This window comes from Streptomyces sp. NPDC052079 (assembly GCF_040680275.1).
Lineage (GTDB): Bacteria > Actinomycetota > Actinomycetes > Streptomycetales > Streptomycetaceae > Streptomyces.
Genome location: NZ_JBFAWL010000018.1, coordinates 76,794 through 90,339, shown reverse-complemented (window position 1 = coordinate 90,339; position 13,546 = coordinate 76,794). Strand labels below are relative to the sequence as shown.

At 69.1% G+C, this 13,546-nt stretch carries 9 protein-coding genes; 1 reads left to right on the top strand and 8 read right to left on the bottom strand.

Features of this window, described 5'->3' with window-relative positions; all coding sequences use genetic code 11:
- Positions 1-32: 32 nt before the first annotated feature.
- The 8 genes from AB0L56_RS23855 to AB0L56_RS23820 all read right to left on the bottom strand — a co-directional run bounded on the left by AB0L56_RS23855 (position 33) and on the right by AB0L56_RS23820 (position 10,476).
- Positions 33-749, bottom strand: coding sequence for an ABC transporter ATP-binding protein (locus AB0L56_RS23855; protein WP_361030075.1), 717 nt, complete (start codon positions 747-749; stop codon positions 33-35).
- Entirely contained in the window at positions 746-1,621 is an 876-nt protein-coding gene (locus AB0L56_RS23850) for an ABC transporter ATP-binding protein (protein WP_365426117.1), read from the bottom strand. The genes AB0L56_RS23855 and AB0L56_RS23850 overlap by 4 nt, the downstream gene beginning before the upstream one ends.
- Positions 1,618-3,405: a branched-chain amino acid ABC transporter permease gene (locus tag AB0L56_RS23845; protein WP_361030081.1), complete on the bottom strand. Its 1,788-nt coding sequence runs from the start codon at positions 3,403-3,405 to the stop codon at positions 1,618-1,620. The genes AB0L56_RS23850 and AB0L56_RS23845 overlap by 4 nt, the downstream gene beginning before the upstream one ends.
- A gap of 5 nt (positions 3,406-3,410) precedes the next feature.
- Positions 3,411-4,340: a branched-chain amino acid ABC transporter permease gene (locus AB0L56_RS23840; RefSeq protein WP_361030084.1), complete on the bottom strand. Its 930-nt coding sequence runs from the start codon at positions 4,338-4,340 to the stop codon at positions 3,411-3,413.
- A gap of 105 nt (positions 4,341-4,445) precedes the next feature.
- Positions 4,446-5,669: a branched-chain amino acid ABC transporter substrate-binding protein gene (locus tag AB0L56_RS23835; RefSeq protein WP_365426113.1), complete on the bottom strand. Its 1,224-nt coding sequence runs from the start codon at positions 5,667-5,669 to the stop codon at positions 4,446-4,448.
- A gap of 887 nt (positions 5,670-6,556) precedes the next feature.
- A complete protein-coding gene (locus AB0L56_RS23830) occupies positions 6,557-6,925 on the bottom strand; it encodes a hypothetical protein (protein WP_365426110.1) in 369 nt (122 codons plus the stop codon).
- Between the two features lie 738 nt (positions 6,926-7,663).
- Positions 7,664-8,146 (bottom strand): hotdog fold thioesterase, encoded by a 483-nt coding sequence (locus AB0L56_RS23825; protein WP_361030095.1) that lies wholly within the window; start codon positions 8,144-8,146, stop codon positions 7,664-7,666.
- A 50-nt stretch (positions 8,147-8,196) separates the two neighbouring features.
- The gene (locus AB0L56_RS23820) at positions 8,197-10,476 is read right to left on the bottom strand and encodes an FdhF/YdeP family oxidoreductase (RefSeq protein ID WP_365426107.1); all 2,280 of its coding nucleotides are present in this window, start codon (positions 10,474-10,476) and stop codon (positions 8,197-8,199) included.
- Between the two features lie 321 nt (positions 10,477-10,797).
- Here AB0L56_RS23820 and polA point away from each other — a divergent pair, with 321 nt between their 5' ends.
- Positions 10,798-13,521, top strand: a complete 2,724-nt coding sequence (polA, locus tag AB0L56_RS23815) for a DNA polymerase I (protein WP_365426104.1) — start codon at positions 10,798-10,800, stop codon at positions 13,519-13,521.
- The last annotated feature ends 25 nt before the right edge of the window (positions 13,522-13,546 follow it).

The following is a 13,546-nucleotide window of genomic DNA, read 5'->3' as shown; positions in this document are numbered from 1 at the left end:
CAGCGCGGGGGACGCGGGCCTCTTCGTGTGCCTCAGTCCTCGCCGAGGTAGGCCTTGCGGACCGACTCGTCGTGCAGGAGGTCCTGTCCGGTGCCCGAGAGCACGATGTTGCCGACCTCCATGACGTGACCGTGGTCCGCCAGGGAGAGCGCCGCCTGGGCGTTCTGCTCGACGAGCAGGATGGTGGTGCCCTGGGACTTCAGCTCGGAGATGGTCGCCATGATCTTCTGCATCATGATCGGCGAGAGACCCATGGAGGGCTCGTCGAGCATGAGGAGCTTGGGCTGGGACATCAGCGCCCTGCCCATGGCGAGCATCTGCTGCTCTCCGCCGGAGAGGGTTCCGGCGGCCTGCTTACGGCGTTCCCCGAGGATGGGGAAGAGGTCGTAGGCGCGCTGGATGTCCTTCTGGATGCCGTCCTTGTCATCCCGCAGGAAGGCGCCGAGCTGCAGGTTCTCCTCGATGGTCAGGCGCGGGAAGATGTGCCGGCCTTCGGGGGAGTGGGCCATGCCCAGGGCGACGATCTTGTGGGCGGGGACGTTGCCGAGCGGCTTCCCGTCGAAGATGATCTTTCCGGAGAGAGGCTTGAGCAGTCCGGAAAGGGTGCGCAGCGTGGTGGTCTTGCCCGCACCGTTGGTGCCGATGAGGGTCACGACCTGGCCGGCCTCGACACTGAAGGAGATGCCCTTGACCGCCTCGATCTTGCCGTAGGCGACCTTGAGGTCCTCGACCTCGAGCAGTGCGGTCACTGGACGTCCTCCGTGCGGGAGTCGGTGCTGGGTGCTGCTGCCTCCGCGGCCTCGACCTCGGCGAGCTCCTCGGCCCCCGGGGCGCCTTCGAAGGGCGTGCCGAGGTAGGCGGCGACGACGCGCTCGTCGCTTTGGACGACATCGGGTGTGCCCTCCACCAGCTTCTCCCCCTGGACGAGACAGGCGACGCGGTCGCAGAGGTTGAAGATGAACCGCATGTCGTGCTCGATCACGAGGACCGCGGTGCCCTGGTCGCGGATGGCGAAGATGAGCTCTTCGGCTGCGCGGGTCTCCTGCGGGTTCATACCGGCCGTGGGCTCGTCGAGGAGGAGCAGGCCGGGCTCGGAGGCGAGGGCACGCGCGATCTCCAGCTTGCGCTGCTCGCCGTAGGGCAGGTTGCGCGCCAGGTGGTCGCCCTTGTGGGCGAGACCGATGAACTCCAGGAGCTCCATGGCGCGTTCGTGCGAGGCGGCTTCGGCCTTCTTGAAGCCCGGGCCGCGCAGCAGGGCCGACCAGAGGCCTTCCTTGGTCCGGGTGTGCCGTCCGACGAGGACGTTCTCCAGGACCGTCATGTTGGTGAAGAGCCGGATGTTCTGGAAGGTACGGGCGATGCCCGCCTGGGTGACGAGGTGGGGCTTGGGCGGCAGGACGGTGCCCTTGTAGCTGACCTTGCCCTCGGTGGGGACGTACAGGCCCGTCAGGCAGTTGAAGAAGGTCGTCTTGCCGGCGCCGTTGGGGCCGATGAGACCGACGATCTCGCCACTGCTGACGGTGAGTGACACGGAGCGTACGGCGGTGAGGCCGCCGAAGCGCATGGTGACGTCGCTCGCCTCGAGGACGGTCGTGGTGGTCGTGGTGGTCATGGTGTTCACGCCCCCGCCTTGGTGACGCTGACGGTGTCGCCGGGCAGCCGTTGTTCGGGTACGTCGAGTTGGTCGGTCTCGTGGAACTCAAGCTGGGCCCGCTTGTTGGCGACGAGGCCTTCGGGGCGGAAGCGCATCAGGAGGACGAGAGCGAGACCGAAGAGGAGGAGCTGGAGTTCACCGAGGAACTGGAGCTTCTCGGGGATGAGATAGAGCAGTGCGGCGCCGATGAGGGGTCCGCTGATGGTGCCCATGCCACCGAGGATGACCGCGGCGAGCAGGAACGCGGAGTTCGGCGGGACCGAGTTGGCGAACTGGTACTGCTCGGGCGTGATGCTGTACTGCACGTGGGCCTGGACGGTGCCGGCGAGGCCGGCGAGCGTGGCGCCGAGGGCGAAGGCGAGCAGCTTGACGCGGAAGCCGTTGATACCCATGGCGGTGGCGGCTGTTTCGTCTTCGCGGATGGCGACCCAGGCGCGTCCGATGCGGGAGTCGCCGGAGCGGCGGAACACGAGGACGACCACGGCGAGGACGATCAGCATCAGCAGGAAGTAGTTGCTGGGCCGGCCGAGGGTGAAGCCGAGGATGTCGTGGCTTTCGCCGAAGTTGAATCCGAACATCTCCAGGTTGGGGATGTTCGGGATGCCGTTGGCCCCGTTGGTGACGTCCGGCCCGGTGTTCCCGTTCAGGTTGTTCATGGTGATGCGGAAGATCTCGCCGAAGCCGAGGGTGACGATGGCGAGGTAGTCACCGCGCAGCCGCAGGGTCGGAGCGCCGATGACCACGCCGAAGACCAGCGAGGCGATGGCGCCGGTGAGAACGGCGGCCCAGAACGGGAAGTGGACGCCGATGCTGGACTGCGGGGAGCCGGAGACGAGGGCGGCGGCGTAGGCGCCGACGCCGAGGAAGGCGACGTACCCGAGGTCGAGCAGTCCGGCGAGACCGACGACGATGTTCAGACCGAGCGCGACGGTCGTGAAGATCAGGATGTTGGTGCCGATGAGGGCGTAGGTGTCGTCGGTCTGGGTGAAGGGGAAGCAGACGGCGGCGACGAGGGCCGCGGTCAGGGTGATGTTCCGGTGCTTCGCGGTGAGGCGGTTCAGGCGCGCGAGGAGCCCGGCCCGGGAGACGGCCGCGGCGCCGAAGCACACGGTGATCAGGGTGCCGATGAACAGCTCGGCCTCGGCGGCGATGCCGTACGCGAAGACGTACAGGCCGATGGCGAACGCGGCGGCGATCACCAGAATCTCGAGCCAGGCAGGGAGATCCTTGGCGGCCCGCTCGGGCTCGGGTGCCTTGGTGGCGGCGCGCAGCCGGTGCCAGATATTGGCGTCGGGCTCTTCCTCGGCCACTTCGGTGGGCAGCCCCAGCGCGCCGATGACGGCGATCAGGGAGCCGACACCGGAAATCCAGGCTCCGGGTTCGAGGTTGACGATGCCGCCGAGCTCCGCGGAGATGGAGCCCATGGCGAAGCCGACGGTGCCGAGTGTGCCGAGGGCGAGGAGGAGGACGGGGCTGCTCTTGCCGCCCGGGGTGAGCCACCGCAGGCCCCGGATGCCATGGCCGGCGACGGCGAACAGAGCGGTGAGCAGCGCGCCGACGAGGCTGACGACCTGGAGTTCGGCGGGGTAACCGTAGACGGTCAGGTCGCCGGGGTACGCGCTGGTCCAGGTCCAGGGCATCATCGTGCCGGCGAAGACCGCGGCGGAGCCGATGAGCGTGAAGAGCCGGGCTGCGACGGGTGACATCGGAATGATCGAGCCGCGCGTGGTCGCGGTGAGTTCGGTCGTCATCGGTATCACGCCCTGTCCGCGACGCGTTCGCCTAGCAGGCCCTGTGGTCTGAACAGCAGGAACAGGATCAGCAGGATGAAGGCCCACACGTTGGCCCAGGACTGGGCGCCGAACTGCTCCATACCGGGGATCTGGTCGATGTAGCCGGTGGAGAGGGCCTCCGCGAGACCGAGGACGATGCCGCCGAGCATGGCGCCGTAGATGTTGCCGATTCCGCCGAGCACGGCTGCCGTGAAGGCCTTGAGGCCCATCAGGAAGCCCATCTTGAAGCCGATCTGGCCGAAGTGCAGGGCGTACCCGATAGCGGCGACGGCGGCGAACGCGGCGCCGATGGCGAAGGCCATGACGATGATGCGGTCGGTGTTGATGCCCATGAGCTTGGCGGTGTCGGGGTCCTGGGCGGTGGCCTGCATACCGCGGCCGGAGCGCGTCTTGTTGACGAACCAGCCGAGGGCGACCATGCACAGCGGTGCGGCGATCAGGATGAAGAGGTCGTTGCGGTTGATGTTCGCGCCGAGGAGGCTCAGGGACTCACCCGAGAACTGTGGGAAGGTGATGTCCTTCTTGGCGTCCGGGTACGCGTACCAGACGGCCTGCTGCAGGAAGAGAGAGAGGCCGATCGCGGTGATCAGCGGAGCCAGGCGAGGTGCCCCGCGCAGGGGCCGGTAGGCGAATCGTTCCGCTGCGACGCCCACGACGACGGAGCAGATGACCCCGAAAACGAGCATCAGGGGGATGATCGCCAGCAGGGACGTGCCATCCGGCATCCAGAGGAAGACGGTGAAGGCCCCGAAGCCCCCGATCATGAATATCTCGCCATGGGCGAAGTTGATGAGCTGGACGATGCCGTAGACCATCGTGTAGCCGATCGCGATGAGACCGTACATCGCGCCGAGGATGAGTCCATTGGCCAGCTGCTGCGGCAGTTCGTTCACCGCAAGGCCTCCGTGGAGTGGTTCGGATATGGCGCCGCGCGGGAGCGCTGTAGCGCTCCCGCGGGGCCTGGGACAACGCTTGAAGTGCTGAGGGAGCCTTGCGTGCTACTCCGGCTTGACGGCCTCGGAGTGCTTGTCCTTCCACGTGCCGCCCTCGACCTGGTAGGCGGTCATCATGGTGTTGGTGGTGTCACCGAACTCGTCGAAGGAGACCGGGCCGGTCACGCCGTCGAACTTCACCTCGGCCATGGCCTCGAGGACCTGCTCGCGGCTGGGCAGCTTGTTGTCGTTCTTCTCGTAGGCGATCTTGACGGCCTGGATGATGGACCAGGTGGCGTCGTAGGTGCCGCCGCCGTAGGCCTCGTAGTCCTCCTCGTAGCCCGCCTTGTCGTAGTCCGCGATGAACTTCTTGGCGGAGTCGAGCTTCTCCGTCGGCGCACCGACGGAGGTGGCGAGGTCACCCTGGGCCTTCTTGTTCAGCTTCATGAAGTCGGCGCTGAAGATGCCGTCGCCGCCCATGAGGGGGATGTTGGCGCCGGCGTCCTTGATCTGCTGGCTCAGCGGGCCGGCGGCCGGGTATTCACCGCCGTAGTAGACGGCCTTGGCCTTGGACTTCTTGACCTTGGTGGCCACGGCGTTGAAGTCGCGCTCCTCGGGGTTCACGTGGTCGGTGCCCACGATCTTGCCACCGAGCTTGGTGAAGGTGGCCTTGAAGGAGGCGGCGAGGCCGGCGCCGTACGTCTTCTGGTCGTCGATCAGGTAGACGTCCTTGATCTTCGCCGTGTTGAAGAGGAAGTTTGCGGCGAAGGCACCCTGGATGGCGTCGGTGGTCGCCGTACGGAAGAAGGTCTTGAACGGACGCTTCTTGTCGCCGCTCTTCCAGTTGTCGCCCTGGGTCAGCTCGGTGCCGGTGTTGGCAGGCGACACCTGCACCAGGTTGGCGTCGTTGAACGGCTTCTGCATCGACTGCGAGACGCTGGAGTTCAGCGGGCCGACGACGCCGAGAACGTCCTTGTCGTTGATGAAGGACACGGCGTTCTGCTGGCCGACCGATGGCTGGGCCTGGTCGTCCTTGGCGTCGAGCTTGAAGGTGATGCCGTCGACCACCTTCTGAGCGTTCGCGTTCTTGACCGCGAGGTCTGCGGAGTTCCTGATACCCAGGCCCAGGGCCGACAGGTCGCCGGTCAGCGGGGCGTCGAGACCGATGACGACGGTGGCGTTCTCACCGTCGCCACCGCCCTTGCTGTCGTCGCGCGAACCACAGGCAGTGAGGGTGAGTGCTCCCGCCGCCAGCGCGGCGGTGATGGCGATGAGCGAACGTTGACGCACGATCCAGTCCTTTCACCTGACAGCCGCTTCCCGGTGGAAACGGCCGAGTCGATGCGCTGGGCCGACGTGTGAATCGGGCGGCGCGGTGACTGGCCGTGACTCTAAGCGTGTGTGGGGAATGCGGAGGAGACTCTGGCCAAGGCTGTGACGCTCTTGTTATGACACGACGTATTGCAGAGCGGTACCGAGTGGGGGGAAGAGCTGAATTCTCGCCGTTTTGCCCTGTCCGGATGCTGAGAAACCGCAGGACCGGGCGGCATCGTTTCAGGTGTCTCGGGCGTTTTGGTGATTACCCGAAGTCGTTGCTACAGGCTACCTGCAGGGCCTGGGAGAGGTCCTGTGCGTAGCGCGACCCGAGGATGAAGCTGTGGGCCTCGAGGGCGCGCGTATTACGCAAAGTTACATCCAGGAAAGGGAGTCCGGCATTCCGCGGCACTTTTCCACATTCCGTGACCTGCATGGTGATCGTGATCCTCCGCGTCGCCCCTGCTTTTGTCCGAAAAGGGGTGCGAGGGCTGGATGTCACGGACAGTCCGGCATAAGGCTGGGATATCCGTGTCACGGTAACCGGAGGGCCGGATTCCAAGGACATCGCCACATCGAAGGAAAACCTCCGCGGATCGGTCCCGACGTCTGTGGCCTGCGGTTTCAGGTAGTCGACGGCGGTCACCTTGCTCGGGTGGGGAGGTTCCGGCGGCGGCTGCGGCCGGGGCCGGCTGAGGTAGAGGTAGCCGCTGCCCGCGAGCACGGCGGAGGTGAGCAGCGTACCGAGCGCGGCCCTGCGGTGCCGCTCGAAGTTCCGTGGGGGAAGCCGCGTTGGGGACGGTGCGCAGGGGCGACGGTCCGAACCCGGGTGCCCTCACCCGGCTCCACCGGGCCAACCCCGCTCACGGCCAGGGCCCTTCGCCGGGCCGGCCGGCCTCGCGCGCGTCGCCCGCCCCTTGACGCTTGGCGGCGGCCCGCGCGGAATGGACCATCTCGCGCAGCATGTCGTACTCCCCGCCGGACAGACCCATGAACTGATAGTCGCCGTAGGCACGGTCGTCCAGCACCTCGCGCGACCAGCGGCCGACGACGCACAGCGGTGACGGTGAGCCCGTGCTCCCGCCGCCCGCCCCCGCCGAAGGGAACGCGCGGCCCGAGTGGCCGGAATCCGCCGCGCCGCAGCCGGCCGGCGTCGAACACGCCGGCAGCGCGCCCGCGTTGGGCGCGCCGAACGCCCCCACCCACACCCGAGAGGTGCCTCCCCGTCCCATGCCCCGAACGCTAGGACGCCGGTCGGCCGGAGGCAATGGCGGTGGGGCGGGGAGCGCTTGGGGGAGCCGTCGGGGGAGCGCAAGGGGGCTCCTAGTCCGGCGGCGGTTGGGGGAGCGCAAGGCGGTTCCGCGTCCGGGCGGTTGGGGGAGCGCCTGGCAGAGCTGCGCGCCGGGTGGCGGTCGGGGGGCGCCTGGGGGAGCTGCGCGCCGGGTGGCGGTCGGGGGGCGCCTGAGGGGGTTCCGCGCCAGGTGGCCGTCGTAGGAGGCCTGAGGGGGTTCCGCTTCCGGCCGGTTGGGGGAGCGCCTGAGGCCGCTCCTCGTCCGGCGGCGGTCGGGCGGCGCCTGAGGGTTCCGTACCGGGCAGCAGGCGGGGGAGCGCCTTGGGGGGCTCTGCGCCGGGCAGCGGTCATGGGGTGCCCGAGGAGGTTCCGCGTCCGGCCGGTTGGGGGAGCGTCTGAGGGGGCTCTTCGTCCGGCGGCGGTCGGGGGCGCCTGAGGGGCTCCGCGCCGGGTGGCTTTGAGGGAGTGCCTGTTGGGGGGTCCGCGCCGGGCATCGGTCGGGGGTGCCCGAGGGGTTCCGCGTCCGGCGGTGGTTGGGAGACTGCCTCTGGGGGCTCCGCGCCGGGCGGTGGTTGGGGAGCGCCCGAGGGGGCTCACCGTCCGGGGAGCGCCCGACGGGCCTCCCCGCCCGGCAGCCCCGCCAGGGGAGCCCCCGAGGGGGCTCCCCGTCCGACAACCGTCAGCCGGCTGCGCGTTCCGCGTCGCCGGGGTTCACGTCACGCAGCAGGCAGGTCAGGCGCGCGGTGCATACCCGCTTGTCCGTCTCGTCGGTGATGACGATCTCGTACGTCGCCGTGGACCGTCCCCGGTGCACCGGCGTGGCGACGCCGGTGACCAGACCGGAGCGGACACCGCGATGGTGCGTGCAGTTGAGGTCGACGCCGACAGCTATCTTGCGGCTGCCGCCGTGCAGCATCGAGCCCACCGACCCCAGTGTCTCGGCCAGCACGGCCGAGGCGCCGCCGTGCAGCAGCCCGTAGGGCTGGGTGTTGCCCTCCACCGGCATCGTCCCCACGACTCGCTCCGCCGAGGCCTCAAGGATCTGCACGCCCATGCGCGTGCCCAGGTGGCCCGCCGAGAACAGCGCCGGCAGGTCCACACCGAGCGCGGCGTACTCGTCGATGACTTCCTGCGGGAACTTCACCTGCTGCTGCTCTCCCATGGGCCCGGCTCCATTCGTGCTGGTCGTACGGCTGTATGCTGAGCGAACGCTCAGTCGGCCGCCGATTGTTCCAGACGTACCACCACGGACTTGCTGGCCGGGGTGTTACTGGTGTCCGCGGTCGCGTCCAGCGGCACCAGGACGTTCGTCTCCGGGTAGTACGCGGCGGCACAGCCACGCGCCGTCGGATAGTGCACGACACGGAAACCGGGCGCCCTGCGCTCCACGCCGTCCTTCCACTCGCCGACGAGATCGACGTAGCTGCCGTCCACCAGGCGCAGCTCCCGCGCGTCCTCCGGGTTGACCAGCACCACCCGGCGACCGTTCTTGATCCCCCGGTAACGGTCGTCGAGGCCGTAGATCGTGGTGTTGTACTGGTCGTGCGAGCGCAGCGTCTGCAACAGCAGCCGGCCCTCGGGCAGCTCCGGGAACTCCACCGGTGCCGCGGTGAAGTTGGCCTTGCCGGTGGCGGTCGGGAAACGCCGTTCGTCGCGCGGGGCGTGCGGCAGCGCGAAGCCTCCCGGGCGCGCCACGCGCGCGTTGAAGTCCTCGAAGCCGGGGATCACCCGCGCGATGCGGTCGCGGATCGTCGCGTAGTCCTTCTCGAACTCCTCCCAGGGCACGGTGCTGCTCTCCCCGAGGACCCGGCGGGCCAGCCGGCACACGATCGCCGGCTCGGACAGCAGCTGCGGACTCGCCGGTTCCAGACGGCCGCGCGAGGCGTGCACCATCCCCATGGAGTCCTCGACGGTCACGAACTGCTCGCCGCCGCCCTGGACGTCGCGCTCCGTACGGCCGAGCGTCGGCAGGATCAGCGCCCGCGCGCCGGTGACGGTGTGCGAGCGGTTCAGCTTCGTCGACACATGCACCGTCAGCCGGGCGCGGCGCATCGCCGCCTCGGTGACCTCCGTGTCGGGGGAGGCGGAGACGAAGTTGCCGCCCATGGCGAAGAAGACCTTCGCCTTCCCGTCACGCAGCGCGCGGATGGCACGCACGACGTCGTAGCCGTGCTCGCGCGGCGGTGCGAAACCGAACTCCTTCTCCAGGGCGTCGAGAAACGCCGGCTCGGGCCGTTCGAAGATACCCATGGTGCGGTCGCCCTGCACGTTGGAGTGACCGCGCACCGGGCACACGCCCGCGCCGGGGCGGCCGATGTTGCCGCGCAGCAGAAGGAAGTTGACGATCTCGCGGATCATCGGCACGGAGTGCTTGTGCTGGGTGAGGCCCATCGCCCAGCACACGATGACGCGCTCCGACTCGAGGACCATCCGCAGACACTGCTCGATGTCCCCGCGCGTGAGACCGGTCGCGGTAAGCGTCTCGTCCCAGTCGGCGGCGCGCGCGGCCTCGGCGAACTCGTCGAAGCCGTACGTGTGTTCGCGTACGAACTCCTCGTCGACGGCCCCCGGCGTGTCGAGGATCAGCCGGTTGAGGAGGCGGAAGAGGGCCTGGTCGCCGCCGAGGCGGATCTGCAGGAACAGATCGGTCAGGGCGGCGCCGGTGGTGAGCCCCTTGGGCGTCTGCGGGTTCTTGAAGCGCTCCAGGCCCGCCTCGGGCAGCGGATTGACGCTGACGATCCGTGCCCCGTTCGCCTTCGCCTTCTCCAGGGCGGACAGCATGCGCGGATGGTTGGTGCCCGGGTTCTGGCCGGCGACGATGATCAGGTCGGCCTTGTGGAGGTCCTCCAGCAGCACGCTTCCCTTGCCCACGCCGATGGTCTCGGACAGGGCCGAGCCGGACGACTCGTGGCACATGTTCGAGCAGTCGGGGAGGTTGTTGGTGCCCAGCTGCCGGGCGAACAGCTGGTAGAGGAAGGCGGCCTCGTTGCTGGTGCGCCCGGAGGTGTAGAAGACGGCCTCGTCGGGGGAGGAGAGGGCGGCGATCTCCTCGGCGACGATGTCGAAGGCGCGCTCCCAGGTGACCGGCTCGTAACGCTCGCCGCCCTCGGGCAGATACATGGGGTGCGTCAGCCGCCCCTGCTGCCCCAGCCAGTAGCCGCTGCGGCCGGACAGGTCGGCCACCGGGTGCTCGGCGAAGAACGCCGGGGTGACCCGGCGCAGGGTGGCCTCCTCGGCCACGGCCTTCGCGCCGTTCTCACAGAACTCCGCCTTGTGCCGGTGCTCCGGCTCCGGCCAGGCGCAGCCCGGGCAGTCGAAGCCGTCCTTCTGGTTGACGTTGAGCAACGTCAGCGCCGTGCGCTTCACACCCATCTGCTGCTGGGCCATCCGCAGGCTGTGCCCGATCGCCGGCAGCCCGGCGGCCGCCCGCTTAGGCCCGGAGACCTGCGGCGCATCCTGAACCGGATCACCCTTGGGCGGCTTCGTTGCCATAGCGCACTCCTGTCCACGCACACGTGTGAAATGTGAAATACCCCTCCGATCCTCGCATGGCCCCAGCACAGCCCGTTGGCCCCCCGCACAGCCCGTCCGGCGATTGAGGACAAGGCCCGCAGGGCCGACGGGGTCTGGGGCGCAGCCCCAGGGACGGGACGGGAAGGGGCGGAGGGGGCGAATCCACCCGGCGGCACACCGCATGGATCCGGCGGCACACCGCATGGATCCGGCGGCACACCGCACGGAACCGGCGGCACACCGGGCGGCGGGCACACCGCACGGAACCGAGTGTCAGTGGCACGTGGCAGGATCGAAGGCGTGGCAGAGACAGCATCGAAGAAGACCGGCCAGACCCCTGGCACCCGCCCGCGACTGATGCTCATGGACGGGCACTCGCTCGCGTACCGCGCGTTCTTCGCGCTGCCCGCGGAGAACTTCACCACCGCGACCGGCCAGCCGACGAACGCGATCTACGGCTTCGCGTCGATGCTGGCCAACACGCTGCGTGACGAGGCGCCCACACACTTCGCGGTCGCCTTCGACGTGTCCCGCAAGACATGGCGCTCGGAGGAGTTCACCGAGTACAAGGCGAACCGCTCCAAGACCCCGGACGAGTTCAAGGGGCAGGTGGAGCTGATCGGCGAGCTGCTCGACGCGATGCACGCCGAGCGCTTCGGCGTCGAGGGCTACGAGGCGGACGACGTCATCGCCACCCTCGCCACCCAGGCCGAGGCCGAGGGCTTCGAGGTGCTGATCGTCACCGGCGACCGCGATTCCTTCCAGCTGGTGTCCGAGCACACCACGGTGCTGTACCCGACGAAGGGCGTCTCCGAGCTGACCCGGTTCACCCCGGAGAAGGTTTTCGAGAAGTACGGCCTGACGCCCGCCCAGTACCCCGACTTCGCGGCGCTGCGCGGCGACCCGTCCGACAACCTCCCCGGGATCCCGGGCGTCGGAGAGAAGACGGCCGCGAAGTGGATCAACCAGTTCGGTTCCTTCGCCGAGCTCGTCGAGCGTGTCGACGAGGTCAAGGGCAAGGCCGGGCAGAATCTGCGCGACCATCTGGAAGCGGTCAAGCTGAACCGCCGGCTCACCGAGCTGGAGCGCCGGGTCGAGCTGCCCAAGACCGTCTCCCACCTGGAGCGGACCGCCTACGACCGCAAGGCCGTGGCGATGATCCTGGACACCCTGGAGATCAGGAACCCCTCACTGCGCGAGCGTCTGTTCGCCGTCGACCCGGGCGCGGAGGAGGCCGAAACCACCCCGGTCGTCACGAGCGGTGTGGAGCTCGATGGCACCGTGCTGGGGACGGGCGAGCTGGCCGGCTGGCTCGCCGAACACGGCGCGGGCCCCCTCGGGATCGCCACCGTCGACGCATGGGCGCTCGGCAGCGGTTCGGTCGCCGAGGTCGCGCTGGCCTCGGCCGCCGGGCCCGCCGCCTGGTTCGACCCGGCCGAGCTGGACGAGACCGACGAGCGGGCGTTCGCCGCCTGGCTCGCCGACAAGGACAAGCCCAAGGTGTTCCACAACGCCAAGGGCGCGATGCGCGTCTTCGCCGAGCACGGCTGGACCATCGAGGGCGTCACCATGGACACCGCGCTCGCCGCGTACCTGGTGAAGCCGGGCCGCCGCTCCTTCGACCTGGACGCGCTGTCCCTCGAGTACCTGCACCGCGAGCTGGCACCCGCCGCCGCGCCCGACGGCCAGCTCGCCTTCGGCGCGGACGACGGGGCGGAGGCCGAGGCACTCATGCTGCAGGCCCGCACCATCGTCGACCTGGGGGAGGCCTTCGAGGGCCGGCTGGCCGAGGTGGGCGCGGCGGATCTGCTCCGCGACGTGGAGCTGCCCACGTCCGCTCTGCTGGCTCGCATGGAGCGGCACGGCATCGCGGCCGACCGGGCCCACCTGGAAGCCATGGAGCAGACGTTCGCGGGCGCCGTCCAGCAAGCGGTGAAGGAGGCGCACGCGGCGGCGGGGCACGAGTTCAACCTGGGCTCGCCCAAACAGCTTCAGGAGGTCCTCTTCGGCGAGCTGGCCCTGCCCAAGACCAAGAAGACGAAGACCGGCTACACCACCGACGCCGACGCCCTGGCCTGGCTGGCAGGACAGACGGACAACGAACTGCCGGTGATCATGCTCCGCCACCGTGAGCAGGCGAAGATGCGCGTCACCGTCGAGGGCCTGATCAAGACGATCGCCGCGGACGGCCGGATCCACACCACGTTCAACCAGACGGTGGCCGCGACCGGCCGGCTGTCCTCCACGGACCCCAACCTCCAGAACATCCCGGTGCGTACGGACGAGGGCCGCGCGATCCGCCGGGGGTTCGTCGTGGGCGAAGGCTTCGAGGCGCTCCTCACCGCGGACTACAGCCAGATCGAACTGCGCGTGATGGCCCATCTCTCCGAGGACGCCGGTCTGATCGAGGCGTTCACCTCGGGCGAGGACCTGCACACGACGGCGGCCGCCCAGGTGTTCTCGGTGGAGCCGTCCGCGGTAGACGCGGAGATGCGCCGCAAGATCAAGGCCATGTCGTACGGCCTGGCGTACGGACTGTCGGCCTTCGGCCTCTCCCAGCAGCTGAACATCGAGGCGGCCGAGGCGCGCGCCCTGATGGACGCCTACTTCGAGCGGTTCGGCGGTGTACGGGACTATCTGCGGCGGGTGGTCGACGAGGCGAGGGCGACCGGCTACACGGCGACGCTCTTCGGCCGCCGCCGCTATCTGCCCGACCTCAACAGCGACAACCGCCAGCGCCGCGAGGCGGCGGAGCGCATGGCCCTCAACGCGCCGATCCAGGGGACGGCGGCGGACATCGTCAAGATCGCCATGCTGAACGTGGACCGCGCGCTGCGCGAGGCGGACCTGCGCTCCCGCATGCTCCTCCAGGTCCACGACGAGATCGTCGTGGAACTCGCCCCGGGCGAGCGCTCCGCCGTGGAAGAACTGGTCCGCCGGGAAATGGCGTCCGCGGTCCAGCTCCGCGTCCCCCTGGGCGTGTCGGTGGGCGTGGGCCCGGACTGGGAGTCGGCGGCGCACTGAGCACACCGAGGCCCTCGGACCATGT